The organism is Pikeienuella sp. (genome assembly GCF_046290545.1).
Taxonomy (GTDB): Bacteria; Pseudomonadota; Alphaproteobacteria; order Rhodobacterales; family Rhodobacteraceae; genus Pikeienuella.
Genome location: NZ_JBKAGV010000006.1, coordinates 16,548 through 41,521, shown reverse-complemented (window position 1 = coordinate 41,521; position 24,974 = coordinate 16,548). Strand labels below are relative to the sequence as shown.

Genomic DNA, 24,974 nt, shown 5'->3' with positions numbered 1-24,974 from the left:
CGCAAACGGAGGCGGCCATGGATCTGAACGTGAACGGGCGGGCGATGAGCCTGCCGGATGCCTGGCGCGGGGAGACGCTCCTTTCCGCGCTGCGCGACGGGCTCGGGCTCGTCGGCGCCAAGTTCGGCTGCGGCCTCGGGCAATGCGGGGCCTGCGCCGTCATCATCGACGGGGAGGCGCGGCGCGCCTGTATCGAGGTCGCGGGCGAGATGGGCGCGGCGCGGATCGAGACGATAGAAGGGCTGGCCGGCGCTGCGGGCCTGCATCCCGTGCAGGCGGCGTGGCTCGAGGCGAGCGTCCCGCAATGCGGCTATTGCCAGGCGGGGCAGATCATGTCCGCCGTCGCGCTGCTGCGCCGCTCGCCCCGCCCCTCGGATGAAGAGATCGACGAGGCGATGGCGGGCAATCTCTGCCGCTGCGGGACATATGGACGGATAAGGGCGGCGATCCGCCGGGCGGCGGAGGCGGCGTGATGGACCGGCGATCCTTCCTCGCGATGCTCTCCGGCGCCTCGGCCTGCGCCGTCTTCGCGCCGCCGGCGCGCGCCCTGCCGACCATTCCCGGACGCCCCGAGCCGACGGCGGAGGCGGCCTCGACCTGGATCGCCTTCCGCGACGGGCGCTATGCGCTCTCCCTCCCGCGGGCGGAGCTTGGCCAGAACATCTCCACCGCGATGAAGCAGATCGCCTGCGCCGAGCTTGGGGTCGGCTGGGACGAACTCGATGTGATTCAAGCCGACACAGCGGCCATCGCCCCCTACCGCGCGACGGTCGGCAGCGAGAGCGTGCAGGACTTCGTGTTTCCGCTGGCGCAAGCCTGCGCGTCCTTGCGCGGCGCGCTCGCCGCGGGGCGAACGGGGCGGATCGACACTGACGAACGCCCTGTCTCCGAGCTACTCGCCTTCCGGCCCGGCGCGCTTGGCGGGGCCGCGCCCCTTGTCGGCGGCGAGGCGATCGTCACCGGGGCGCCGCTCTTCGCCGCGGATATCAGGCTGCCGGGCATGACCTTCGGCCGCGTGGTCCGCGCGGAGGCGTCGCCCGAGATCGGGTCGCGCCCGCTTCGGTGGAACGCGGCCGCGGCGCGGGCGGAGCCGGGCTTCGTCGCGCTGGTCGAAGGCGACGATCTCGACCTCAACGACAGCGAGGGCCTCGGGATCGTCGCGGAGACGCCCGGCGCGCTGGACCGGATCGAGGCGGCGCTCGCCGTCGAATGGGAGATCGACGAGGCGCCTGCGGAGGGCGCGATCGCGGAGACGCTCGATATAGACCGGCGCCTCGCCCGGGGCGGCGCCCGCTACGACCTGGCGGACGACCGGGTGGACGAGACGGCGCCCTGGGATGTCGACCTCCGCATCGACACGCCGCTCGCGGCGCATTCGCCCATCGAGCCGCGCTGCGCCGTCGCCGACATGGGGGCGAAGGGCGGGCGGCTCTGGACGGGGACGCAGGATGCGTTCTTCGTGCGCGACACCCTCGTCGACCAGCTCGGCTTTGACGAGGAGGCGCTTGTCGTGATCCCGCAGCGGGTCGGCGGCGGCTTCGGCGGCAAGGTCGTTCCCATGGTCGAGCGCGAGGCCGCCGCGCTCTCCCGCGCCGCGGGCAGGCCGGTGAAGGTCCAGTGGACCCGCGCGCAGGAATTCGCGCTCGCCTATCACCGCCCGCCGACGAGCCATCGCGTGCGCGCCCGGCTGAAGGACGGGCGGATCGATGCGTGGAGCCATCGCTTCGCCTCGGGCCATGTCATCTACACCAGCGCCGTGCTTCCGGCCTGGATGCAGACCTTCACCGATTTCCTCGGGGATGACGGCGCCGCGCGGAACGCGCTGCCGCCCTATGATTTCGCCGCGCTCTCCGTCGGCTATGATCTGGAGCGGCTGCCGGTGCGCACCGGCGCGTGGCGCGGGCTCGGCGCGGGGCCGAACACGCTCGCCATCGAGATGGCGATGGACCTTTGCGCCGCGCGTGCGGGCCTATCGCCGGTGGAGTTCCGCCTCGGACATGTCTCGGACCCGCGCCTCCGCCGGGTTCTCGAAGCGGTGGCGGCGCTCGCGGGGCCGGCGCCGGAAGCGGGCCGCGGGGTGGGCTGCGGCGTCTACAAGGGCGTCAGCTATGGCGCGGTGATCGCCGATCTGGCGTTTCGCGAGAGCGGGGAGCCCTTCGTCAGCCATGTCTATTGCGCGCATGATTGCGGCGTGATCGTGAATGCGGACCAGGTGCGGGCGCAATGCGAGGGGAACGTGATGTGGTCCATCGGCATGGTCCTGTCAGACCGGCTCACGCTCCGCGGCGCGGCGATCCGCGAGCGCGATTTCGCGGATGCGCCGATCCCGACGATGCGGGACGCGCCGCCCATCGAGATCGCGCTGATCGACGGCGGCGAGCCCCCCGTCGGCGCGGGCGAGACGCTGATGGCCTCCGCCCCCGCCGCCATCGCGAACGGCTGGGCCTCGCTGGCCGGGGCGACGCCCGCCCGACTTCCCGTAGGCTCCTGAGGCGGGCGGATGGAGGATTTCGCCTCCGCCGCGATGATGCGGCTCATCAGGGCGGGCCTTGCGCGCCAGGGGTTCGCCGCCGGTCCCGCCGGGTCGGAACCGGGCGCGCATGTCCCCCTCGCCTCGAAGCGCGAGGCGCTGCGGCGCATCGCGGAGCGGCACGGGGCGATGGCGCTGCTCCGGATCGGCGAGGCGCTGGAAAGCCTCCGCGACGAGCCGGCGCTCGCGGCGATGGAGCGGGCGGAGAGCCCGGAGGATGCGGTGGAGCGGTGGCGCAGGCTGGAGCGCTATGTGCATTCGCGGCACCGGACGGAGGCGCTTTCCTCGGAACCCGGGCGACTCGTTCTCCGTCATGTCGCGGTCAGCCCCCATGAGCCGCCGCTGCGCGAGGAGGATTTCCTCGTCTTCGGCCTCCTCGTGGCGCTCGTCCGCCGGACCGGCGCGAAGGGCCTCCGCGCCCGCCCGCGCGGCGCGGAGGGCTGGGCCTTCGAGGGGTGCCGGACAAGCGCCCCCGGCGAGGGGGAGAGCGCCGTATGGATCATCGAATGGGACCGGGTGGAGCCGGGGCGCGGCCCCGACCCGGCTGCGTGCGGCCGCCGCGCGCTCGGCGACATTCTTCGCCGCGACCTGACGCGGCGCTGGACAGTCGGAACGGCGGCGCGGGAGCTCGGGCGCTCCCCGCGCTCGCTCCAGCGCCTGTTGCATGAGCAGGGCAAGCCCTTCTCCCGCATCGTCGCGGACATCCGTGCGGCGGCGGCGGTTCGGCTCCTCGAAGCGGAGGAGGAGCGGGACCTCGCAGAGATCGGGTTTCTCTGCGGCTATGCGGACCAGGCGCATTTCACGCGCGCCTTCCGCGCGGCGCTGGCGACGACGCCGCGCGCCTTCCGGATGAACGCGATTGCAGAGCGGGCGAGAGGCGATCTCGCCCGCCGCTGAGGCGCAGCAGGCCTGCGCCCGCCGCCGATTCCCGTTGCCGCCCCGCCGCTCCCCCCCTATGTTCCGCGCCGGCGCGAACATAATCGTGCGAACAACGTCAGGGAGACACATATGCTCAGGAAATTCGGAGCCGGGCTCGCGCTCGGCGCCCTCATCGCCGCAGGCGCGGCGCAGGCGCAGGACCGGACGGGCTGGCCGACCGACATGGCCATCGGCACGGCGAGCCAGGGCGGCGTCTATTTCGTCTATGGCAACGGCCTCGCGGCCTACATTTCCGAGGCGCTCGGCGTTAACGTCTCCGGCGAGGTGACGGGCGGGCCGGTGCAGAACGCGACGCTGGTGCAGACCAACCAGGTTCAGCTCGGCATGGTCACGATGGGCCCGATGTTCGAGGCCTGGACCGGCAAGAGCGAGCTCGCCCCCGGCCTGCCGCATACCGATGTCCGCGCGCTCTTCCCCATGTACGAGACGCCGTTCCATGCGGTGACGCTGACCTCCTCCGGCGTCACGTCTGTCTCCGAGATGGGCGGCAAGCGCGTCGGCGTCGGCCCCGCGGGCGGCACGCCCGGCACCTACTGGCCGCGCTTCCTCGAGGCGCTGGGCGTGGACGCTACCGTCTCCAACGCGGGCGCGGCCGATACGGCGGGCCAGCTCAAGGACGGCCTCGTGGACGTCTTCGCCTTCGCCGCCGGGCTGCCGACCGGCGCCTTCTCCCAGCTCGCCGCCGAGGCGGACGTGACCTTCCTCGGCTTCACGCCGGAGGAGCACGCCAAGATCCTCGAGATGTTCCCCGAGGTTTCGAACTTCACGATCCCGGCGAACACCTATACCGGGCAGACCGAGGATCAGGCCTCCGTCGCGATGTGGAACTTCGCCATCGCGCACAAGGACGTGCCGGAGAGCCTCGCCTACGAGATCACCAAGCTGGTGATGGAGAACAACGACCGCATGGTGCAGATCCACGCGGCCGCCAAGGCGACGCTGCTGCAGAACTGGGTGAACAACGCCTTCCTGCCGTTCCATCCGGGCGCGGTGCGGTATCTTGAGGAAAAGGGGCTGACGGTTCCGGACAACCTCAAGGGCTGATCCGGGCCTGAACATCAGGGGGCCGGGGCGCGCTATGCGCTCCGGCCCTTTTGCGCTACGGTCGCCGAAACCAAGACCGGCGAAACAAGACCGGGCGCCGCAACAGGGATTGAGACCGATGACATTAGCGCAGACCGGCGCAGGCGCGCCCGTATCCGAGCCCCTGATCGCCAAGGGCGTGGACGAGGAGGTGCTGGCCGGAAACCAGCGCGTGCTCAAGGGCGGGCTCGGCCTCGCCGTCGCGGCCTTCTGCGTGCTCTACACCGCCTTTCATATCGGGGTGATGAACCTCTACCCGCTGGAGCCCTGGGCCTATCGGCTGATCCATGTGGCGGGCGGGCTTGCGCTCGGCTTCCTGATCCACGCCTCGCGCAGCTTCTCCGCCGACGAGACGGCGCCGGAGGGGATGGGGCGCTGGCTGCTGATCGGGCCCGCGGCCGTGCTCGTCTCCCTCGCGACAGGCCAGATCTGGCTCGCCGTCGCGACGGGGGACCTTGTGACGACGGGCTCGCCCCCCGCGAAGATGCTCGCGACCTTCGGCTGGCCGCTCGCCGCGGGAACCGCGCTCGCCATCGTCGCGGCCTGGATGGAGAAGCCGGGCGCGCGCGCGCGCCTCTCCGCCGCCGATGTGGTGCTCGCGGTCGCGGCGGTGACGGTGGGAACCTATATCGTCGCGCATGCGGAATTCCTGCGGGTGCGCGCGCAGGTCTTCCCCCATCCGAACGACATGTGGGCCTCGATCGCCGGGATCGCGCTGATCCTCGAGCTGACGCGGCGGCTCGCCGGGCTCGCGCTCGTCGTCATCGTGGCCGTCTTCGTCGCCTACGCCTTTGTCGGCCCGTGGCTGCCGGGCGTGCTCTCGCATCGCGGTTATGACCCGGCGCGGTTCTTCGCCTTCATCTACACCGACAACGGCATCCTCGGGCCGACGACGGCGATCTCCTCGACCTACATCATCCTCTTCGTCGCCTTCGCGGCCTTCCTGCAGGCGAGCAAGGTGGGCGAGTATTTCGTCAACTTCGCCTTCGCCGCGGCGGGCGGGGCGCGGGGCGGGCCGGCGAAGGTCGCCGTCTTCGGCTCGGGCCTCATGGGCATGATCAACGGCACTTCGGCGGGCAATGTCGTCGCCACCGGCTCGCTGACCATCCCGCTGATGAAGAAGGTCGGCTACAAGCCGCAAACCTCGGCGGCGGTGGAGGCCGCGGCTTCCTCCGGCGGGCAGATCATGCCGCCGATCATGGGCGCCGGCGCCTTCATCATGGCGGAGATCACGGCGATCCCCTATGCGGACATCGTCGTCGCCGCGATCATCCCCGCCATCGTCTATTTCGCCTGCGTCTATTTCGTGGTGGACCTCGAGGCGGTGAAGCGGAACATGCGCGGGCTGCCGCGCTCCGAGCTTCCCGAATTCGCGAAGCTGGCGAGGCAGGCCTTCCTCTTCATCCCGATCATCATCCTGATCGGCGCGCTCTTCGCCGGTTACTCGGTGATCCGCGCGGGGACGCTCGCCATGGGCGCGGCGGCGGTGGTGAGCTGGCTCACGCCCTACCGGATGGGGCCGCGGGCGATCCTCTACGCCTTCGAGCTCGCCGCGCGGATGTCGCTCCAGCTCGTCGCCGTCTGCGCCGCGGCGGGCGTGATCGTGGGCGTCATCGCGCTGACCGGGGTGGGCACGCGCTTCGCCTCGCTCCTCCTTTCCGTGGCGGGGGACAACCAGTTCGTCGCGCTCTTCTTCTCCATGCTCGTCGCCATCATCCTCGGCATGGGGATGCCGACGACGGCGGCCTACGCCGTCGCCGCCAGCGTGATCGCGCCGGGGCTGGTGCGGATGGGGATCGAGCCGCTCGTCGCGCATTTCTTCATCTTCTACTTCGCGGTCATGTCCGCCATCACGCCGCCCGTGGCGCTCGCCGCCTATGCGGGATCGGCCATCGCCGGCTCCGACCCGATGCGGACGAGCGTGGAGAGCTTCAAGATCGGCCTTGCGGCCTTCATCGTGCCCTTCATGTTCTTCGCCTCGCCCGCGCTCCTCATGCAGGGGGACTGGATCGACATCCTGCATGTGACGGCGACGGCGCTCGGCGGGGTGTTCCTGCTCGCCTGCGCCATCGTGGGCTGGTTCCAGGGGCCGCTGAACATCGTCTTCCGGGCGCTGATGGTCGGGGCGGCGATCGCCATGATCAAGGGCGGGCTGCTGACGGATGCGATCGGCCTCGGCGTCGCGCTCGGGATCTGGCTCTTCCAGAAGCGCATCGTCACCGCGCGCGACCTCGCCCGCGGGCGGGACTGAATGCGCTGGTTCCCGATGTTCCTCGACACGGCCGCGCGCCCTGTCGTGGTCGTCGGCGGGGGGGAGCAGGCGGCGCAGAAGATGCGCCTTCTCGTGCGGACGGACGCGCGACTGACGCTAATGGCGGAGGCGCTGATCCCCGAACTCGCCGGGCATGTCGCCGCGGGGCGGGCGGCGCATGTGGCGGCGGCGCTGGACGAGGCGGCGCTCGCGGGGGCAGCCTATGTGTTCGTCGCGTCGGAGGACGAGGCGCTGGACATGCGGGCGGCTGAGGCGGCGCGGGCGGCCGGCGCGCTCGTCAACGTCGTCGACCGGCCGGCGGATTGCGACATGATCTTCCCCGCGCTGGTGGACCGGGACCCGGTGGTGGTCGCCATCGGGACGGAGGGCGCGGCGCCCGTGCTCGGCCGGCGGATCAAGACGATGCTGGAGGCCGCGCTCTCCCCCCGCCTTGGCCCCTTCGTCGCCATGGCGCGCGGCTGGCGGGAGGCGGCGGAGGCGGTGCCGGCGGGCGCGGCGCGCCGCCGCTTCTGGAACTGGGCGCTGACCGGCGCGCCCTGGCGGGCCTGGGCCGAGGGGCGGGAGGCGGAGGCCGCCGCGATGATCGGGGCCGCCATCGCCGCCGGCGGCGCGCCGGAGGGCGGGGATGCGGCGCTCACGTTCATACCCGTTCCCGCTGCGCCCGACCTCTTCACGATGCGGGACGTTGAGCGCCTTCAGGCCGCCGGGACGGTGATCCACTCCGAGGGGCTGGACCCGGCCTTCCTCGAACTCGCCCGGCGCGACGCGGCGCGGGCGCCGGTTCCGGCCTGCCCGCGCCATGGCGGCGCGGCGCGCGCGGCGCTCGACGCGGCGGAGGGCCCTGTCGTCGCCCTCTGCCGGCCGGAATGCCGGCCGCTCTAACGCTCCAGCCCGACGATCGCCTCGATCTCCACCTTCATGCCCGGAATGGCGAGGGCGGAGACCTCGATCAGCGTGCTCGCCGGGCGCGTCTGGCCGAAATATTCCTGGCGGACCGGGTTGATCCTCGTCCGGTCGTTCACGTCGGTCAGATAGACGGTGACGCGGAGGACGTTGCGGAAATCCGCGCCCGCCAAGGCGAGGATCTTCTTCATCTGCTCGAAGAGGTTCCGCGTCTGCTCCGCCACGTCGTCGCTCACCACCTTCAGGTCGGCGTCGAGCGGCGCGAGGCCGGAGATGTAGAGCGTGTCGCCGAAGCGCACCGCATCCGTGTAGTGGCTGATGGGCGGGACGCCCCCCGCCAGCGAGTATTCCTCACGATCCAGCGCCATCGCCGCCTCCCTCCGTTTTGCCGCAGGAGGCGGCGCCGCAGCGCGGATTGCAAGCGTCTCGGAGGCTCCCGATGCTGCGCCGGGGCGGCGGGCGCGGCCTTCGACACGCCTCGGCCCCCTTCCCTCGCGGCCGCCCCGACCCTCTCCGGCTTCACGCCGGACGCGCCCGAGGCGGGGGCGAACCGGCCCGCCGCCTTCGCCCGGCGACGCGCCGCCGTCTCTCGTCAGACGCGGGCGCTCCGGGCTTCATCGCCTGCCCGGAGCGCCCGTTTCGGCCCGCCGATCAGCCGGAAACGAAAGGCACGGACGAATGGTGGAGCACGATCTTCAGCTCGCCGTTCTCCATCTGCCTGATCCCGAAGGTGTACTCGACCTTCACTTCGGAACCGTCCGTCTTCGTGAAGTAGTAGTTGCCCATCGAGAACGCGACGTCGCCGACGATCGTCGTGCCCTCGTTCTCCCAGCGGACCGCCGTGTAGGGGGCGATGGCGAAGCCCTTGTCCTCAGCGATATCGCCGCCGACGAAGTAGGACAGCGCCTCGTCGAACGAACCGCGGAACTGGTCCTCGCTCGCAAGGGTCGGCTTGAAGAGGACCTCGCTGACGCCATAGGCGTAGAAGGTCTCGATATGCTCGCGCGCAGCGGCTTCGTAATCGCCGCCCGCCGTATGGACCGAGCCGATCTTCACGATGCCCTCGCCCCAGGCGGTCTTCAGCGCCGTGACCCTCTCGGGCGTCAAGGGCGAAGCATGAAGCGCGCCCGCGGTCGCGAGGACGGCGAGGCCGGCGGTGAGTGCGGCGGTCTTGAACATCGGTTTTCTCCATCTGTTGCTGGCGGCGCAAAACGCCATTGGGGCCAAATGGGGGCGGAAGATTGATCGCGCCAATTGATTTATCGCTCCTGTTCCATAGTCTGAAAGCATGGATAGAGATGGACCCGCGCGACCGACCTTCCGGCAACTCCAGTATTTCGTCTCGGTCGCGGAGCACCGCTCCTTCGGCAAGGCGGCCTCCGCGCTGGCGGTCAGCCAGCCGAGCCTTTCGAAGCAACTCGCGACGATGGAGGCGGAGCTTGGCGTCGCGCTGATCGAGCGCACATCCCGGCGCGTCACTCTCACCGCCGCGGGCGAAAGGCTGTTGCCGCGCGCGCGGATCATCCTCGGCGAGATCCGGGAGTTTCGCGCCTCGGCGCGCAATGTCGGCGGGCTCTTCGGCGACCGCCTCTCGATCGGCGTCCTGCCTTCGATCGGCGGCTATTTCATGCCGAGCGTCAGCCGTCTGCTGCATCGGCTCTATCCCGGTCTTCGGCTCTTCGTGGAGGAGGGGTCGACGACGGCGCTTCTGGACATGCTGCGCGAGGGCAGGCTCGACGCCGTGATCGGCGCGCCGACCGGCGACCCGACCTTCACGAGCTTCTCGCTCTTCGCGGAATCGCTCTGGGTGTGCGCCGCCGCGGAGGACCCGCTCTCGGCCTCGACCGGACCGGTCTCGGTGGAGGATCTCGCGGGGCGGCCGCTGCTCTCCCTCAGCCCCGAATTTCGCCTTTCCGAAATCGTCGAGCGCCTCGCTGCGGCGGCCGGAACCTATGTGAGCCGGGACTACAAGGGCTCCAGCCTCGACGCGGTGCGCCAGATGGCGGTGATGGGCGCCGGGATCGCCGTCCTTCCCTCCCTCTATGCCCTCGCGGAGGCGGTGCGCGACCCGGATTTCATCGTGCGCCGCGTCGACCACCCCGACGCCTTTCACGAGATCGCGCTGATCTGGCGCCGGTCGACGCCGATGCAGGAGGATTGCCGGCGCCTGGCGGAGCACCTGCTGACGGTCAAGATGGCGATTCGCGAGGCGCGGCCGGAGCGGTTCCGCTGATCGATGCCCGGTCGGCCTCGCCGCCGTCAGAGGCTCGCCGCCGCCCGCGCCGCCTGGTCGTACTGCCCCGAAAGCGCGCGGAGGAGCGCCGCGAGGCGGGAGACCTGCGGGCCGTCCACCCCCATCTCCTTCACCGCGCGGACCAGCGCCGCCTCCCGGATCGCACGGTAGGCGAGGCAGGCCTCCTCCCCCGCCGGCGTGATCGCGACCGTCTTCTCCTTGCCCGCGCGGCCGGATTTCACCAGTCCGCGGCCTTCGAGCTTCTTCAGCGCGTAGGAGACGAGATGCGTGTCCTCTATGTTCATCACGAGGCAGATGTCGGCCAGCCGCTTCGCCCGCCCGCGATGGTTCACGGCGTGGAGGCAGAGCACTTCGAGCGGGGAGAGCCCGATCTCCCCCGCCGCGGCCATGCAGCGCGCCGCCCATCGGTTGAAGGCGTTGGAGCACATGATGAGCCCGAATTCGAGCTCGGAAAGCTCCGGCATCGCGCCCGAGGCGAGATGGGCGGAGGAGACGACGGGGCCGGGAGAGGCCGTTTTCTCACGCTCTGTCATGAGATGATCGGGCCATGACGCAGACATTTTGTCAATAAATTGTTGACGTCAGCGCGCCTTCGTGACGGGATGCGCGGCGCTAGAGGAGGATTCGGCATGGCTGACGGCGGCGCTGGGCGGGCGAAGTGGGAGTTCTGGATCGACCGGGGCGGCACCTTCACCGACATAGTGGCGCGGAGCCCGGAAGGGGAGATCCGCGCGCACAAACTCCTGTCAGAGAACCCCGAAGCCTATGAGGACGCCGCGGTTCAGGGCATCCGGGACCTCCTCTCCCTCGACACCGGCGCGGCGATCCCCTCCGAGCGCATCGCCGCGGTGAAGATGGGCACGACCGTCGCCACCAACGCCCTTCTGGAGCGGAAGGGGGACCGGACGCTCCTCGTCATCACGAAGGGATTCCGGGACGCGCTGGAGATCGGGTATCAGGCGCGGCCCGACATCTTCGCGAAGAAGGTGATCAAGCCCGAACTGCTCTACGAGGCCGTGGTCGAGATCGACGAGCGCGTCCGCGCCGACGGGACGGTGGAGCGCGCGCCGGACCGCGCCGCGATCCTCGCCGACCTGAAGGCGGCGCGGGAGGGCGGGATCGACGCCTGCGCCATCGTCCTGATGCACGCCTGGGCCTATCCGGAACACGAGAAGATCGTGGCGGAGGCGGCGCGGGAGGCGGGCTTCGCGCAGGTCAGCGTGAGCCATGAAGTCTCCCCCCTCATGAAGCTCGTGGGGCGCGGCGACACGACGGTGGTTGACGCCTATCTCTCCCCCATCCTCCGGCGCTATGTGGAGCGCGTCGCGCGGCTCCTGAACTCAGAGGGGGACTCGGGCGCGCGGCTGATGTTCATGCAATCCTCCGGCGGGCTCACGGCGGCGGAGCTCTTCCAGGGGAAGGACGCGATCCTCTCCGGCCCGGCGGGCGGCGTCGTCGGCGCGGTCGAGACGGCGGCGATGGCCGGCGAGGGGCGGATCATCGGCTTCGACATGGGCGGCACCTCCACCGATGTCAGCCATTATGCCGGCGAATACGAGCGCGCCTTCGAGACGGAGGTGGCCGGCGTGCGGATGCGGGCGCCGATGATGCGCATCCACACCGTCGCCGCCGGCGGTGGCTCGATCCTCCATTTCGCGGACGGGCGCTTCAAGGTCGGGCCGGACAGCGCGGGGGCCAATCCTGGCCCCGCCTGCTATCGCCGCGGCGGGCCGCTCGCCGTGACGGACGCGAACGTGATGGTCGGCAAGCTCCGGCCCGAGAACTTCCCGGCCATCTTCGGACCGAACCAGGACGAGCGGCTCGATGTGGAGACCGTGCGCGCGAAATTCGCCGCGCTGGCCGAGAAGATCGGCGACGGGCGGAGCCCCGAGGAGGTCGCCGAGGGCTTCATCGCCATCGCGGTCGAGAACATGGCGAACGCGATCAAGAAGATCAGCGTGCAGCAGGGCCATGACGTCTCCGGCTACGCGCTCGCCTGTTTCGGCGGCGCGGGCGGGCAGCACGCCTGCCGCGTGGCGGATGCGCTCGGCATGAAGACAGTGCTGATCCACCCACATTCGGGTGTCCTCTCCGCCTATGGAATGGGCCTCGCGGACATTCGCGCCACGCGCACGCAGGCGGTGGCAAAGCGGCTCGACGCCGCGCTCCCCGAGGCGGAGGCGCTGGCGGAGGCCCTCGGCGCCGCCGTGCGGGCGGAGGTGGAGGGGCAGGGCGTCTCCCCCGATGCGGTGAAGGTGCACCCCCGCCTCCATCTCCGCTATGACGGAACGGACACGCCCCTCCCCGTCCCCCTCGGGACTGAGGCGGAGATGCGCGCGGCCTTCGAGGCGGCGCACAAGGCGCAGTTCGGCTTCGCCTTCGACGACAAGCCCGTGGTGATCGAGGCGGTCGAGGCGGAGGCGGTCGGCGGCGCAGCGGAGATCGAGGAGCCGCGCCATGACGCGCCCGCGCATGAGCGCGAGGCAGAAGCGGAGGCGGAGATCTTCACCGAGGGCGCCTGGCGGAAGGCGGCGATCCACGCGGACCGCGCCGGGATGAAGCCCGGCTGCCGCGTCGCCGGCCCCGCGCTGATCGTGGAGCCGCATCAGACCATCGTGGTGGAGCCCGGCTGGCGGGCCGAGGTGACGGAGCTGGATCACATCGTGCTCCGCCGGGTGGAGGCGCTGCCGAAGGCCCATGCGCTCGGCACGGAGGCGGACCCGGTGATGCTCGAGGTCTTCAACAACCTCTTCATGTCCATCGCGGAGCAGATGGGCGTCACGCTCCAGAACACCGCCTATTCGGTGAACATCAAGGAGCGGGTGGACTTCTCCTGCGCCGTCTTCGACGGCACGGGCGCGCTCGTCGCCAACGCGCCGCACATGCCGGTGCATCTTGGCTCGATGGACCGCTCGGTGGAGACGATCATCGCGCAGAACCCGGACATGAAGCCGGGCGACGTCTATGCGCTCAACGCCCCCTATAACGGCGGGACGCATCTGCCGGACATCACCGTCGTCTCCCCCGTCTTTGACGAGGCGGGCGAGACGATCCTCTTCTACGTCGCCTCGCGCGGGCATCATGCCGATGTCGGCGGCTCGGCCCCCGGCTCGATGACGCCGCTGGCCACGAACGTGAACGAGGAGGGCGTGCTCTTCGACAATTTCAAGATCGTGGACCGGGGCCGCTTCCGCGAGCCGGAGCTGAAGACGCTCCTCACCGATCACCCCTGGCCGGTCCGCAATGTCCACCAGAACGTCGCCGACCTGAAGGCGCAGATCGCGGCGAACGAGAAGGGCGTGCGGGAGCTTCGCCGCATGGTCTCCCATTTCGGGCTGGAGACGGTGCAGGCCTATATGGGCCATGTGCAGGACAATGCGGCCGAGAGCGTCCGCCGCGTGATCGACGCGCTCCATGATTCCGAGGCGGAGACGGTGACGGACCAGGGCGCGCGCATCCGCGTCCGCATCTCGGTCGACCGCGAGGCGCGGACGGCGAAGGTGGACTTCACGGGCACGAGCCCGCAGCAGGCGACGAACTTCAATGCGCCGGAGCCCGTGACCCGCGCCGCCGTCCTCTACTGCTTCCGCGTCATGGTGGCGGGGGACATCCCGATGAACGCCGGTTGCCTCCGGCCCATCGAGATCGTGATCCCGGAAGGCTCGATGCTTCGCCCGGAATATCCCGCCGCGGTGGTGGCCGGGAACGTGGAGACCTCGCAGCATGTCACCAACACGCTCTTCGCCGCGCTCGGCGCGATGGCGGCGAGCCAGGGGACGATGAACAACCTCACCTTCGGCGATGACCGCTACCAGTATTACGAGACGATCTGCTCCGGCACGCCCGCGGGCGACGGGTTTGACGGGACGGACGCGGCGCAGGTCCACATGACCAATTCGCGGCTGACCGACCCCGAGGTGCTGGAGCATCGCTTCCCCGTGCTGCTGGAGGATTTCCACATCCGCCGCGGCTCCGGCGGGCGCGGCAGGTGGAGCGCCGGCGGCGGCACGAAGCGGACGCTCCGTTTCCTCGAGGAGATGCGCATGGCGATCCTCTCCTCCCACCGCACGGTTCGACCGAAGGGCCTCTTCGGCGGGGAGGACGGCGCGCTCGGCAAGACCGAGGTGCGCCGGCTTTCCGGCGCGGTCGAGGAGCTGAAGGGCTGCGACGAGACCGTTCTGAAGGCGGGCGAGGCGGTGATCGTCACGACGCCGACCGGGGGCGGGTTCGGCAAGCCGGAATAGGGGATGCCGCGTGCGGGCCGCTCGACGGCCCGCACGGCCGGCGCTCAGGCGATCTCGACCTTGAGCCGCCGCAGCTCCTCGACATTCCGGACGCCGAGCTGCGCCATCACGGTGCGGACCTGCATCGCCAGAAGGTCGAGCGAGGCGGCGCCGCGGGCGCCCATCGCGGCGCAGGCGAAATAGGGGAGCCGCCCGACCATCACGAAATCCGCCCCGAGCGCGAGGAGGCGGAGCACGTCCATCCCGTCCCTCACCCCGCCATCGGCGAGGATCGCCGTCTTGCCCCCCACCGCCTCCACGATGGGCGGCAGCATCTCGGGCGCGCCCGGCGCCGCGTCGAGCTGGCGGCCTCCGTGGTTGGAGACGACGATGCCGTCCACCCCGACCTTCACGAAATCCTCCGCATCCTCGGGCGCCATGACGCCCTTGACCACGATCTTCCCGTCCCACTTGTCGCGCAGGCGGCGGATTTCCTCCGGGCCGATGGGGCGGATGCAGTTCTGGAGGAGGAACATCTCCGCCTCCGCCGGGCCGCCGCCCGAATAGGTCTGGATGTTGGGGAGGCCGGGCTTGCCGTATTTCAGCGTCTCCCAGGCCCAGAGCGGCTTCGGCGCCACGTCGCGGAGCGTGACCCAGGGCGAGGGCTTGGCGGCGACGCCGGCGCGGATCGTCCGCTCGCGCCACTGATGGCCCGGAATATCCAGCGTCGGCATGATGACGGTGACGCCGAGCGCCTTCATCCGCGCGAGGATGTCGTTCTGCACGTCGTCGGGCCGCGGCCAGTAGAACTGGTGCCAGGGCGCGCGGCCCATGGCGGAGACGATCGTCTCCAGCGAATGGGAGGCGACGAAGGAGAGGCAGAATGGCGTTCCGAGCTTCGCGGAGCGCTTCGCCAGCGCCGGCGCGCTCTCGGGGTGGAAGAGCCCGCCCATGCCGACGGGGGCGACGCCGAACGGATGGGTCCAGCGCTCGCCGAGGAGGTCCAGCGCGGTTTCGGGCGGGGTTCCCTCGTCGATTGTCCGGGGGGTCAGCAGCACCCGGTCCAGCGAGGAATAGTTCCGCGCGAGGCCGACATCCCGGCCGATCCCGCCGTCGAGATATTCGAAGGCGAAATGCGGGATGCGCCGCTTCGCGCCGAGGCGGAAGTCCGCGAAGGACGCGAAGCGCGCCGGAAGGTCAGGTCTGTCGAGCGGCTGCGCCATCGTCTCCCCCGTCTTGTCGGTTTGGCGGGGAAGGTGCGACGGCGCAGCGGAAAAGGAAAGCCCTCAGGCGCGCTTGGCCAGAAGGTCCCTGATCTCGGCCAGAAGCTCTTCCTGCGTCGGGCCGGCGGGGGCCGGCGCGGCGGCGGCTTCCTTCTTCACCAGCGCGTCCTTCGCACGGTTCATCGTGCGGATGATGAGGAAGAGGATCCAGGCGACGATGAGGAAGGAGATGACCGAATTGGCGAAGACGCCCCACTGGATCACCGCCGCGCCGGCGTCCGTCGCCGCCTTCAGCGAGGCGTATTCGCCCTCGCCGAGCACAGTGAAGATGTCGGTGAAATCCACCCCGCCGGTGATGTAGCCGACGACCGGCATGAAGATCCCGTTCACCAGCGTCGTCACGATGGTCGTGAAGGCCGCGCCGATGATGATGCCGACCGCCATGTCGAGCACGTTGCCCTTCATGGCGAATTCCTGAAACTCCCTGAGCATTCGCTCTCTCCCTCTCCTGTTCGCGCGGCCCTCGCCGCGCCCCGCTTCATAGCGCGGATTGCGGCGGGCGAAAGGCGGGATCGGGTCCGGGATCAGGCGCGGAGGGCGCCGCCCGTCACTTTTTCGACCGCGGCGACGATGCGGGCGGAGACGGCCTCGATCTCCGCCTCCGTCAGCGTCGCATTCAGCGGCTGGAGGCGGACGGCGATGGCGACGGATTTCCGCCCCGCGCCCATCTGCGCCTCCGCCGCCGGGCCGGCGAAGATGTCGAAGACGCTCGCGCTCTCGATCAGGGTCTTGTCCGCCCCTTTCGCGGCGCGGAGGATCGTCTCGGCCTCGCAGCGCGCGTCCACGACGAAGGCGAAATCCCGCTCCACCGCCTGATAGGCGGGGAGGGCGAGCGCCGGGCGGGTGCGGCCCTTCGCCTTGGGGAAGGGCGCTTCCTCCAGATAGACGATCGCGGCGACGGCGGGGCCCTTCACATCGAGCGCTTTCAGGACCTTCGGGTGCAGTTCCCCGAACGCCGCGAGCGCCGACCTGGGCCCGAGCTTCAGCAGGGCTGAGCGGCCGGGATGGAAGAACTCCGGCGCCTCGCGCGCGGCGCCGAGGCGTTCGACCGGCGCGCCGATGGCGGCGAGGACGGCCTCGGCGTCCGCCTTCGCGTCCATCATGTCCACCGGGCGGCGGGCGCCCGACCAGTCCCGCGGCGCGGCATGGCCGACGCGGAGGATGGCGGCGACCTCCCGCTGCTCGCCCGGCTCGGAGCCGAAATATTCGGCGCCGACCTCGAAGAGGCCGAGATCGGCGAAGCCGCGCGCCTGGTTCCGCGCCGCCGCGGCGAGGAGGCCGGGGAGCGGGGAGGGCCGCATGTCGGAAAGCTCCGAGGAGATCGGGTTTTCCAGCTTCCTGAGCGCGTCCCCGCCGCCGAAGAGCGCGGTCTCCTTCGTCGAGACGAAGGAATAGGTGACGCATTCGTTGAGCCCGGCGGCGGCGAGGCGGCGGCGGGCGCGGGCCGTCCGCTTCTGCATCGGGGTCAGCACGGCGCCGGCGACGCCGGCGGGCCGGCTCATCGGCTTCGAGACGAGGCGGGAGAGCGAGACGATGCGCGCCACCTCCTCCACGAGGTCCGCCTCGCCCTTCACATCGGGTCGCCAGGAGGGGACGGAGACGCGATAGCCGGCGCCCTCGGGCTCCGCGGAGAAGCCGAGAGCGGAAAGGATGCGGACCTGCTCGGCCGCCGGAATGTCCATCCCGACGAGGGAGGCGGCGCGGGCCGGGTTGAGCGGATAGGCGCGGGCGTGATCGGGAACGGCGCCGGCCATGACCGCCACCGACGGCTCGCCGCCGCAAAGGTCGAGGATCATGCGGGTCGCGAGTTCGAGGCCCGGCGGGGTGAAGTCCGGGTCCGCGCCCCGCTCGAAGCGGTAGCGGGCGTCGGAATTGATCTTCAGCCGGCGGCCGGCGGCGGCGATGGTCACCGGGTCCCACCAGGCGCTTTCGACGAAGACGTTCACCGTCTCCTCCGTGCAGCCGGTGGCGGCGCCGCCCATGATTCCGGCGATGCTCTCCACGCCCTCGTCGTCCGAGATGGCGAGCATCCCGGCTTCGAGCGTGTATTCCCTGTCGTCGAGCGCGACGATCTTTTCGCCCCCCGCGGCGCGGTGGACGCGGAGCGCGCCCTTCACCTTGTCCGCGTCGAAGACATGGAGCGGGCGGTTCCGGTCATAGGTCAGGTAGTTGGTGATATCGACGAGGGCCGAGATCGGGCGGAGGCCGATGCCGCGGAGCCGGCGCTGCATCCAGTCCGGCGAGGGGCCGTTCTTCACGCCCCGGATCAGCCGCCCGCAGAAGACGGGCGCGGCTTCGACAGCGTCGGCGTCGATGGTCACGGCGAGCGGGCAGGGGAAGCCGCCCGGCACGGGCGCGACCGGCTTCTCGATCAGCCGCCCGAGGCCGCGCGCCGCGAGATCGCGGGCGACGCCGGCCACGCCGAGCGCGTCGGGCCGGTTCGGGGTGATCTTGATCTCGATGACGGGGTCGTTCAGCCCCGCCCAGTCGATATAGCGGGCGCCGAGCGGCGCATCCGCCGGCAGGTCGATGATCCCGTCATGGTCTTCCGAGAGCATCAGCTCGCGTTCGGAGCAGAGCATGCCGTTCGATTCGACGCCGCGGATGACGCCCTTCTTCAGGTCGACGCCGGTGCCCGGAACATGCGTCCCCGGCGCGGCGAAGACGCCGACGAGGCCGGTGCGCGCGTTCGGCGCGCCGCAGACGACCTGCACCTCGACCGAGGGGCCGGAGGGCCCTTCCGGCTTCGTCTCGACGCGGCAGAGGCGCAGTCGATCCGCATCGGGGTGCGGCTTCGCCTCGATCACGCGGGCGATGGTGAAGGCGCCGAGGGCGCGGGCAGGGTCTTCCACCGCGTCCACCTCCAGCCCGAGATCGGTGAGCGCCGCGACGATCTCGTCAAGCGGCGCCTCGGTCTCCAGATGGTCCTTCAGCCAGTTCAGCGTGAATTTCATGGGCCCCGTCCGTCCTTCGCATCGGCGCGTCCCTTAGCCGAGATCGGAGGGGGAGGCAAAGCCCCGCAAGGACGGGGCGGCGCCGGGAGCGCCATTGCGCGCCGCCCGCCCGCTTGCCATAAGCCCGCCATGCTGCGCCCGATGACCTATCACGAGATCCGCGAAGCCTTCCGCCGGTTCGCGGCCGCGGAGGCGGAGCCGAAGGGCGAGCTGCATCACCTCAACGCCTACACCCTTCTCGTCGCCGTCGCGCTCTCCGCCCAGGCGACGGACAAGGGCGTGAACAAGGCGACCGGGCCGCTCTTCGCCGTCGCCGACACGCCGGAGGCGATGCTGGCGCTGGGGGAGGAGCGGCTGATCGGGTTCATCAAGACCATCGGACTCTTCCGCAACAAGGCGAAGAACGTGATGAAGCTCTCCCGCATCCTCGTGGAGGAATATGGCGGCGAGGTGCCTTCGAGCCGGGAGGCGCTGCAATCGCTCCCCGGCGTCGGGCGGAAGACGGCGAATGTCGTCCTCAACATGTGGTGGGGCCTGCCGGCGCAGGCGGTGGACACGCATATCTTCCGCCTCGGCAACCGCGCCGGCCTCGCGCCGGGCCGCGACGTCGTCGCCGTCGAGCGCGCGATCGAGGATCGGGTGCCCGCCGAATACCAGCGCCACGCGCATCACTGGATGATCCTGCACGGCCGCTACATCTGCACGGCGCGGAAGCCCCGCTGCGCGGATTGCCTGATTTCCGACCTTTGCCAGTTCGAGGAGAAGACGACGTGAAAACCTATGACGTGGTGGGCGTCGGCAACGCGCTCGTGGACGTGCTCAGCCATTGCGAGGACGCCTTCCTTTCCGACAACAGCGTCGAGAAGGGAATCATGCAGCTGATCGACGCCGCCCGCGCGGTGGAGCTTTACGGCGCCATGGGCCCGGCGCAGGAAATCTCGGGCGGCTCCGCGGCGAACACCATCGCCGGGCTCGCCATGCTCGGCGCCCGCACCGCCTATGTCGGCAAGGTGAAGGACGACCAGCTCGGCGCGATCTTCGCGCATGATCTTCGGGCGATGGGCGCCGTCTACGAGACGCCGCTCGCGCCGAAGACGCTGGCGGAGCATGAGACGGGCCGGTGCATGGTGCTGGTGACGCCGGACGGCGAGCGCTCCATGTCGACCTATCTCGGCGTCTCCGAAAGCCTCGGGCCGGACGACGTGGACCCCGAGATGTGCGCGGGCGCCGCCTGGCTCTATCTCGAAGGCTACCGCTTCGACGGCGCGGCCTCCGTCGCCGCCTTCGACAAGGCGATCCGCGCGACGAAGGGGGCGGGCGGGCGCGTCTCCATCACGCTTTCCGACCCGTTCTGCGTGAACCGCCACCGCGACGCGTTCCGCAAGCTCATCGCGGACCATACCGACCTCCTCTTCGCCAACGAGCACGAGCTGATGGCGCTCTACGAGACCGACGACCTCGAGGCCGCGATGGCGCGCGTCTCGGGCGATGTGGAGATCGCGGCGGTGACGGTCGGCGCCCGCGGCGCCCATGTCGTCACCCCCTCGGCCCGCTCCCATGTGCCGACGGCGGCGACGAAGGTAGTGGACGCGACCGGGGCCGGGGACCTCTTCGCCGCCGGCTTCCTCGCCGGGCTCGCGCAGGGGCGCGACCTCGCGCATTGCGCGTCGATGGGCTGCGTCGCGGCGGGCGAGGTCATCAGCCATGTCGGCGCGCGGCCGGAGGCCGACCTCGGGACGCTGATGAAGGAGCGGGGCCTTTGGGCCCGGTGATCCGGGATATCGGGGCGGAGGACCTGCCCTGGGTCCATGCGCTGAACCGGGCGCACGAGCTTGAGCTTTCGCCGATGAGCGAGGCGGAGATGGCGGCGCATCTGGCGCGGGCGGATTATGCCCGGGCGGCGGAGGGCGGCGCCTTCCTCCTCGCCTTCGGGGAGGGGGGCGACTATTCCAGCCCGAACTTCCTCTGGCACAAGGCCCGGTTCGACCGCTTCCTCTATGTGGACCGGGTGGCGACGGCGGCGACGCATCGCCGCCGCGGCCTCGCCGCCGCGCTCTATCGCGACCTCATCGCCTTCGCCGCCGCGCGCGGCGTCCCGCTCATCGCGGCGGAGATCAACAGCGACCCGCCGAACCCGGAGAGCGACGCCTTCCACGCCCGTTTCGGCTTCGAGACGGTGGGCGAGGCCGTTCTCGAAGGTCGCGGCAAGACGGTGCGCTACATCGCGCTGAGGCTCTGACCTCAGAGTTCCGCGAGCTTGCCCGCCAGAATCTCGTCCCGTAGCGCGAAGCGCTTCACCTTGCCCGAGCCCGTGAGCGGAAAGCCCGTCGCCACGCGCCAGACGGACGGCGTCTTCTGCGGCGAAAGGCGGGCGCGGCAATGGGCGCGGAGCGTCTCCGCATCCACGGCCGGCCCCGGCGCGAAGCGAATCGCGGCGGCCACGATCTCCCCCCATTTTTCATCGGGGAGACCGACGACCGCGACCTCGGCGATTGCGGGATGTTCGAGCAGCGCGTTCTCGATCTCCACGGGGAAGAGATTCTCCCCGCCGCGGATGATCATCTCCTTCACCCGGCCGGTGACGCGGACATAGCCGCGGCGGTCCATCGCGCCGAGATCGCCGGTATGGAGCCAGCCCTCCGCGTCGATCGTCTTCGCCGTCGCCGCCTCGTCGCCGTCATAGCCGAGCATCCGGCAATAGCCGTGGATGCAGATTTCCCCCTGCTCGTCGATGGCGGCGACCGAATTGTCCTCCATCCGGCGGATGGAGATGGCCGTCTGCGGCAGCGGCTGGCCGACGCTGGAGGTCACGTCCTCCAGGCTGTCGCCCGGCCAGTGCTGGGTGACGACGGGGGATGTCTCCGTCTGGCCGTAGACGGTCATCACCCCGCAGCCGAAGCCCGCCTTCGCCCGGCGCACGAGTTCGGGCGCGACCATCGAGCCGCCGGAGACGATCATGCGGAGGGAGGAGATGTCCCGCGGCTTCTGCGCCTGCGCCTCAAGCATGGCGAAGATCATGGTCGGCACGCCGCCGAGAAGCTCGATCCGGTCCGCCTCCACCCGGTCGAGGATCGCGTTCGGGTCGAAGGCGCGGAACATGACGATCCGCCCGAAGGTCTGAAGGGCGCCGAGCGCGGTCATCCCGCAGCCCGCGGTGTGGAACATCGGCATGAAACAGGACCATGCCGCCCCCTCCCGCACGCCGGCGCGCCCGGCGTAGAGGTGGGCGTTGGTGACAAGGCCGCGATGGTGGAGCCGGGCGCCCTTCGGGAAGCCGGTGGTGCCGGAGGTGAACTGGAGCTGCGCCTCGTCCTCCGGCCTCGCCTCGTGGAAGGCCGGCGCGCGCGGTCCGCTTTCGTGGAGCGCGGCGTCATCCTCCATGTCCGTGATCTCGCGGAGCGCGGGCAGGCCCGCCGCCGCCTCCGCCCCGATCCGCGCCATCGGGTTGCCGCGGAATTCGGAGACGAGGAAGAGCGCGGCGGCGCCGGATTTCTCCAGCACATAGCGCAATTCCTGCGCCTGATAGGAGGGATTGGCGGTGACGAGTGTGATCCCCGCCAGCGCGCAGGCATATTCGACCAGCAGCCATTCCGGCGAATTGGGGGACCAGACGACGATCCGCTCCCCCGGCGCGAAGCGGGTGGAAAGCGCGAGCGCGAGGCGCTCGGCGTCCGCCAGCAGCGCGCCATAGGTCCAGCTCCGGCCCGGCCTGCCGTCCATCCCGATTTCCAGCAGCGCGGGCGCCTCGGGCCTTTCGGCGGCGGCGGCGCGGAGGAGGGCGCCGACGGTCGCGTCCAGAACCTCCATGTCGCCCTGCGCGGGGCAATGCGCCTCCTTCAGGTCGAGCGGGTACATGCGGGCCTCCCTGTCTCGGGCCGTCTCCGCGGCCCCGGTTCGAACATGGCGGCGCGCGGCGGCGCGGGCAAGATCAGACGAGACGGGCGGCGGGTTCGGTCAGCGCCGGGCCGTCCGCCTTCGCGCGGTTCACTTCCGGCCCGACCTCGTGGAAGGCCCAGAAATCCTCAGCCGGCGGCCGCATCAGCCGCGCCGCGCCCTTGCCCGCCTCGCCGAGCCAGAGCGCCCGGTCCTCCGGCGCGATGACGAGCGGCAGGCGGTGATGGATCGTGGAGAGCGCCGCGTTCGCCGCCGTCGTGACGATGGCGACGGTCGAGAGGCGGAGCCCTTCCGGCCCCGCCCAGTCCCGCCATACGCCCGCGAAGGCGACATGGTCGGCCGCGGCGGGGCGGAGCCAGAACGGCGTCTTCGTCTTCCCTTCCGTCCGCCATTCGTAGAAGCCCGAGGCGGGGATGAGGCACCGCGTCTCCCGCGCCGCCTCCGCGAAGGCGGGCTTTTCCGCGATGGTCTCGGACCGGGCGTTGATCAGGAGCGGCCCGTCATTCGGCGCCTTGTACCAGCGCGGGATGAAGCCCCAGCGCATCCGCGCCATCCGACGCGCGCCATGCTCGGAGACGACCGCCTCCACCTCCTGCGTCGGGCAGATGTTCCAGCGCGGCCCGCGCGCCATGAGCGAAGGATCGGGCGCCGCGTCGAAGAGCCGGGCGACCGCATCATGCGGGAGGGTGAGGGCGAAGCGTCCGCACATGGGGGGAGGCTAAAGGCGCGGCTCTCGAAGAGAAAGGGCGCGCCTTGCCGGCGCGCCCTCTTGTCAGGCCCGACGGTTCACTTCGGCAGCATGAGCTCCTGCCCGATGGCGAGAATCGCGCCCTCGGAGATCCCGTTCGCCTCCATGATCTTCGTGTAGAGCGTCGGGTCGCCAAGCTTTGACCGGGCGATGGCCCAGAGCGTGTCGCCCTTCTGCACGACATAGCTCATCGCCGCCTCCGCAGGCGCCGCCGCCGGAGCGGCCGCCGCGGGCGCGGCCGCGCCGGTGAGGCTCGCGCCGATCACGACATTGCCGCGGAGCGCGGGCGTGTAGGGGGAGTTGGCGGCGAGATAGGCGGCCACCGCCTCTTCGAGGTTCGGGCCGTAGTCATAGGGGTCGACGGCCGCGTCGCGGAAGCTGGCGTAGCCGTCCCCGCCCTGGCGCATGTAGTTGTTGGTGACGACGCCATAGACCGCCTCCGGGTCGATGGGCGCCCAGGCGCCGCCCGCCATGACCTCGACGCCGGTGATCCGCGCGCCGGGCTCCGCCGCCGGATCGAAGGAATAGCGAAGGCCGGCCGGCTGCGGGAAGCGCCCCGCCCCTTCCTCGACCTTGCTGACGCCGTTCTCCAGCGCGGAGACGATGTCCGCCCCCTTCAGCTTCATCGTGGCGATGGTGTTCTGGAAGGGCAGCACCGTCAGCACCTCGCCCATCGTCACCGGCCCGGCGTCGATGGAGGCGCGAAGGCCGCCGCCGTTCTGGATCGCTATGGTCACGCCCTGCGCGGCGGTCCTGTCCAGCATCGCCTCGGCGACGAGGACGCCCATCTCGCATTCACGCGCGCGGCAGCTCGCCCGGTCCCCGTCGATGGGCGCAGCGGTCTCGGCCACGACCTTGTTCTTGAGCTCCTCGATCGGCCCGCCAAGCTCCGCCACCCGCGCGGCGATCGCCGGGTCGGGCGCGACGGAGGCGTCGAGCAGCTTGGTGTCGCCCTCGGCGAAGACCACGTTGCCGCGGTCATCGAACTCGACGGTCAGCTCGCCGACATATTTCGAATAGGCGTAGGCCTGAACCACCGGCACCAGCGCGCCGAACGGGCCGCTCACCCAGGTGGGATACGCGCCTTCGCGCTTCGGGTCGGAGGCGGAGAGATAGGTGTGGCTGTGCCCGCCGACGATCACGTCGATCCCAGGCACGGCGGCGGCGATCTCCATGTCTCGCTTGTAGCCGACATGGGTGAGCGCGATGATCTTGTCCACGCCCTTGGCTTCGAGGATCGCGACCTCGCCGGTCAGATAGTCGATCTCGTCGACGAACTTCACGTTCGGGCCGGGGGAGGAGGTTTCGTCCGTATCGGTGGCGAGAACCGAGATGATCCCGATCTGCTCTCCGCCGACAGTCACCACCACATGGCCGGGCAGCCGCCCGGCGAGGAGCGGCTCCGCGCTCACGTCGGTGTTGCCGGAGATGACGGGGAAGCCCGCGCCCTTGATGAAATCGGCGAGCACCTGGGGCCCGTCGTCGAATTCATGGTTGCCGACGGCCATCGCGTCGAAACCCATCTCGTTCATGAATTCGAGCGCGGCGGCTCCCTTGTAGGTCGAATAGAAGAGCGAGCCCTGGAACTGGTCGCCCGCATCGAGCGTCAGCACGTTCTGGCCTTCGAGCGCGGCGCGGCGCTGGTCAAGCCAGGCCTTCACGCGGGCGACGCCGCCGAAGCATTTGCCCTCGGCCGAATCCTCGGCCGAGCAGGAGCCGTCAAAGCGGGAAATCTCCTCGATCCGGCTGTGGAGGTCGTTGATGTGCAAGATGGTGAGCCGATACTCGGCGGCGGCGGCGCCCGCCGTCGCGGCGAACGCGGCCGAGCCGAGCAGGGCGGTGAGGAAGCGGCGGGGGGTCATGGAGGCCTCCGTTGTTGTGCGCTGCGAAA

Annotated in this window: 20 protein-coding genes; 11 read left to right on the top strand and 9 right to left on the bottom strand. The window is 70.5% G+C overall.

What is annotated here, in order from left to right; translation table 11 throughout:
- Nucleotides 1-17 precede the first annotated feature (17 nt).
- From ACE37J_RS04105 to ACE37J_RS04080, 6 genes are all read left to right on the top strand, one after another.
- The gene (locus ACE37J_RS04105) at nt 18-473 is read left to right on the top strand and encodes a (2Fe-2S)-binding protein (RefSeq protein WP_409707462.1); all 456 of its coding nucleotides are present in this window, start codon (nt 18-20) and stop codon (nt 471-473) included.
- Nucleotides 473-2,491: a molybdopterin cofactor-binding domain-containing protein gene (locus ACE37J_RS04100; RefSeq protein ID WP_409707459.1), complete on the top strand. Its 2,019-nt coding sequence runs from the start codon at nt 473-475 to the stop codon at nt 2,489-2,491. Before ACE37J_RS04105 ends, ACE37J_RS04100 begins: the two co-directional genes overlap by 1 nt.
- A 9-nt stretch (nt 2,492-2,500) precedes the next feature.
- Nucleotides 2,501-3,427, top strand: a complete 927-nt coding sequence (locus ACE37J_RS04095) for a helix-turn-helix transcriptional regulator (protein ID WP_409707456.1) — start codon at nt 2,501-2,503, stop codon at nt 3,425-3,427.
- Nucleotides 3,428-3,538: 111 nt separating this feature from the next.
- A complete protein-coding gene (locus ACE37J_RS04090) occupies nt 3,539-4,513 on the top strand; it encodes a TAXI family TRAP transporter solute-binding subunit (RefSeq protein ID WP_409707454.1) in 975 nt (324 codons plus the stop codon).
- 118 nt (nt 4,514-4,631) lie between these two features.
- On the top strand, nt 4,632-6,803 hold the full coding sequence (locus tag ACE37J_RS04085; protein WP_409707451.1) for a TRAP transporter permease: 2,172 nt from the start codon (nt 4,632-4,634) through the stop codon (nt 6,801-6,803).
- A 15-nt stretch (nt 6,804-6,818) separates the two neighbouring features.
- On the top strand, nt 6,819-7,706 hold the full coding sequence (locus tag ACE37J_RS04080; protein ID WP_409707447.1) for a bifunctional precorrin-2 dehydrogenase/sirohydrochlorin ferrochelatase: 888 nt from the start codon (nt 6,819-6,821) through the stop codon (nt 7,704-7,706).
- On the opposite strand, the gene ACE37J_RS04075 is transcribed toward ACE37J_RS04080, so the two are convergent.
- Together ACE37J_RS04075 and ACE37J_RS04070 are read right to left on the bottom strand one after the other, a co-directional pair.
- On the bottom strand, nt 7,703-8,095 hold the full coding sequence (locus tag ACE37J_RS04075) for a RidA family protein (RefSeq protein ID WP_409707444.1): 393 nt from the start codon (nt 8,093-8,095) through the stop codon (nt 7,703-7,705). The genes ACE37J_RS04080 and ACE37J_RS04075 overlap by 4 nt on opposite strands.
- Before the next feature lie 283 nt (nt 8,096-8,378).
- Nucleotides 8,379-8,906, bottom strand: a complete 528-nt coding sequence (locus ACE37J_RS04070) for a phosphoribosyl-AMP cyclohydrolase (RefSeq protein ID WP_409707441.1) — start codon at nt 8,904-8,906, stop codon at nt 8,379-8,381.
- Between the two features lie 109 nt (nt 8,907-9,015).
- Between ACE37J_RS04070 and ACE37J_RS04065 the strand changes: the two genes are divergently transcribed.
- Nucleotides 9,016-9,960 (top strand): LysR family transcriptional regulator, encoded by a 945-nt coding sequence (locus tag ACE37J_RS04065; protein ID WP_409707438.1) that lies wholly within the window; start codon nt 9,016-9,018, stop codon nt 9,958-9,960.
- Between the two features lie 26 nt (nt 9,961-9,986).
- Here ACE37J_RS04065 and ACE37J_RS04060 read toward each other — a convergent pair whose 3' ends face one another.
- Nucleotides 9,987-10,514 carry a winged helix DNA-binding protein gene (locus ACE37J_RS04060; RefSeq protein ID WP_409707435.1) on the bottom strand — a complete coding sequence of 176 codons (528 nt, stop codon included), beginning with the start codon at nt 10,512-10,514 and terminating at the stop codon, nt 9,987-9,989.
- Between the two features lie 96 nt (nt 10,515-10,610).
- Between ACE37J_RS04060 and ACE37J_RS04055 the strand changes: the two genes are divergently transcribed.
- On the top strand, nt 10,611-14,225 hold the full coding sequence (locus ACE37J_RS04055; RefSeq protein ID WP_409707432.1) for a hydantoinase B/oxoprolinase family protein: 3,615 nt from the start codon (nt 10,611-10,613) through the stop codon (nt 14,223-14,225).
- A gap of 44 nt (nt 14,226-14,269) precedes the next feature.
- On the opposite strand, the gene ACE37J_RS04050 is transcribed toward ACE37J_RS04055, so the two are convergent.
- The 3 genes from ACE37J_RS04050 to pheT form a co-directional block, all read right to left on the bottom strand.
- Nucleotides 14,270-15,427 (bottom strand): alpha-hydroxy acid oxidase, encoded by a 1,158-nt coding sequence (locus ACE37J_RS04050; RefSeq protein ID WP_409707429.1) that lies wholly within the window; start codon nt 15,425-15,427, stop codon nt 14,270-14,272.
- A 63-nt stretch (nt 15,428-15,490) separates the two neighbouring features.
- Nucleotides 15,491-15,919: a large conductance mechanosensitive channel protein MscL gene (gene mscL / locus ACE37J_RS04045; RefSeq protein ID WP_409707426.1), complete on the bottom strand. Its 429-nt coding sequence runs from the start codon at nt 15,917-15,919 to the stop codon at nt 15,491-15,493.
- Between the two features lie 92 nt (nt 15,920-16,011).
- Nucleotides 16,012-18,441: a phenylalanine--tRNA ligase subunit beta gene (pheT, locus tag ACE37J_RS04040; protein ID WP_409707423.1), complete on the bottom strand. Its 2,430-nt coding sequence runs from the start codon at nt 18,439-18,441 to the stop codon at nt 16,012-16,014.
- A gap of 129 nt (nt 18,442-18,570) precedes the next feature.
- Here pheT and nth point away from each other — a divergent pair, with 129 nt between their 5' ends.
- Genes nth through ACE37J_RS04025 form a run of 3 tightly spaced genes read left to right on the top strand, consistent with a single transcriptional unit; the run spans nt 18,571 to nt 20,680 of the window.
- Complete coding sequence (nth, locus tag ACE37J_RS04035) at nt 18,571-19,215, top strand: endonuclease III (RefSeq protein ID WP_409707420.1); 645 nt, start codon at nt 18,571-18,573, stop codon at nt 19,213-19,215.
- Entirely contained in the window at nt 19,212-20,213 is a 1,002-nt protein-coding gene (locus tag ACE37J_RS04030; protein WP_409707418.1) for an adenosine kinase, read from the top strand. The genes nth and ACE37J_RS04030 overlap by 4 nt, the downstream gene beginning before the upstream one ends.
- Complete coding sequence (locus ACE37J_RS04025) at nt 20,210-20,680, top strand: GNAT family N-acetyltransferase (RefSeq protein WP_409707976.1); 471 nt, start codon at nt 20,210-20,212, stop codon at nt 20,678-20,680. Before ACE37J_RS04030 ends, ACE37J_RS04025 begins: the two co-directional genes overlap by 4 nt.
- Nucleotides 20,681-20,682: 2 nt before the next feature.
- Here the strand turns inward: ACE37J_RS04025 and ACE37J_RS04020 are convergent, their stop codons facing one another.
- From ACE37J_RS04020 to ACE37J_RS04010, 3 genes are all read right to left on the bottom strand, one after another.
- A complete protein-coding gene (locus ACE37J_RS04020) occupies nt 20,683-22,296 on the bottom strand; it encodes a class I adenylate-forming enzyme family protein (protein ID WP_409707415.1) in 1,614 nt (537 codons plus the stop codon).
- A 73-nt stretch (nt 22,297-22,369) separates the two neighbouring features.
- The gene (locus ACE37J_RS04015) at nt 22,370-23,044 is read right to left on the bottom strand and encodes an SOS response-associated peptidase (RefSeq protein WP_409707412.1); all 675 of its coding nucleotides are present in this window, start codon (nt 23,042-23,044) and stop codon (nt 22,370-22,372) included.
- A 77-nt stretch (nt 23,045-23,121) separates the two neighbouring features.
- Nucleotides 23,122-24,945, bottom strand: coding sequence for a 5'-nucleotidase C-terminal domain-containing protein (locus ACE37J_RS04010; RefSeq protein WP_409707409.1), 1,824 nt, complete (start codon nt 24,943-24,945; stop codon nt 23,122-23,124).
- Nucleotides 24,946-24,974: the final 29 nt, after the last annotated feature.

Bases quoted from the DNA above. Each gene is read 5' to 3' on its own strand.
- ACE37J_RS04105 (WP_409707462.1), top strand. From the start codon at position 18: ATGGATCTGAACGTGAACGGGCGGGCGATGAGCCTGCCGGATGCCTGG.
- ACE37J_RS04100 (WP_409707459.1), top strand. From the start codon at position 473: ATGGACCGGCGATCCTTCCTCGCGATGCTCTCCGGCGCCTCGGCCTGC.
- ACE37J_RS04095 (WP_409707456.1), top strand. From the start codon at position 2,501: ATGGAGGATTTCGCCTCCGCCGCGATGATGCGGCTCATCAGGGCGGGC.
- ACE37J_RS04090 (WP_409707454.1), top strand. From the start codon at position 3,539: ATGCTCAGGAAATTCGGAGCCGGGCTCGCGCTCGGCGCCCTCATCGCC.
- ACE37J_RS04085 (WP_409707451.1), top strand. From the start codon at position 4,632: ATGACATTAGCGCAGACCGGCGCAGGCGCGCCCGTATCCGAGCCCCTG.
- ACE37J_RS04080 (WP_409707447.1), top strand. From the start codon at position 6,819: ATGTTCCTCGACACGGCCGCGCGCCCTGTCGTGGTCGTCGGCGGGGGG.
- ACE37J_RS04075 (WP_409707444.1), bottom strand. From the start codon at position 8,095: ATGGCGCTGGATCGTGAGGAATACTCGCTGGCGGGGGGCGTCCCGCCC.
- ACE37J_RS04070 (WP_409707441.1), bottom strand. From the start codon at position 8,906: ATGTTCAAGACCGCCGCACTCACCGCCGGCCTCGCCGTCCTCGCGACC.
- ACE37J_RS04065 (WP_409707438.1), top strand. From the start codon at position 9,016: ATGGATAGAGATGGACCCGCGCGACCGACCTTCCGGCAACTCCAGTAT.
- ACE37J_RS04060 (WP_409707435.1), bottom strand. From the start codon at position 10,514: ATGACAGAGCGTGAGAAAACGGCCTCTCCCGGCCCCGTCGTCTCCTCC.
- ACE37J_RS04055 (WP_409707432.1), top strand. From the start codon at position 10,611: ATGGCTGACGGCGGCGCTGGGCGGGCGAAGTGGGAGTTCTGGATCGAC.
- ACE37J_RS04050 (WP_409707429.1), bottom strand. From the start codon at position 15,427: ATGGCGCAGCCGCTCGACAGACCTGACCTTCCGGCGCGCTTCGCGTCC.
- mscL (WP_409707426.1), bottom strand. From the start codon at position 15,919: ATGCTCAGGGAGTTTCAGGAATTCGCCATGAAGGGCAACGTGCTCGAC.
- pheT (WP_409707423.1), bottom strand. From the start codon at position 18,441: ATGAAATTCACGCTGAACTGGCTGAAGGACCATCTGGAGACCGAGGCG.
- nth (WP_409707420.1), top strand. From the start codon at position 18,571: ATGCTGCGCCCGATGACCTATCACGAGATCCGCGAAGCCTTCCGCCGG.
- ACE37J_RS04020 (WP_409707415.1), bottom strand. From the start codon at position 22,296: ATGTACCCGCTCGACCTGAAGGAGGCGCATTGCCCCGCGCAGGGCGAC.
- ACE37J_RS04015 (WP_409707412.1), bottom strand. From the start codon at position 23,044: ATGTGCGGACGCTTCGCCCTCACCCTCCCGCATGATGCGGTCGCCCGG.
- ACE37J_RS04010 (WP_409707409.1), bottom strand. From the start codon at position 24,945: ATGACCCCCCGCCGCTTCCTCACCGCCCTGCTCGGCTCGGCCGCGTTC.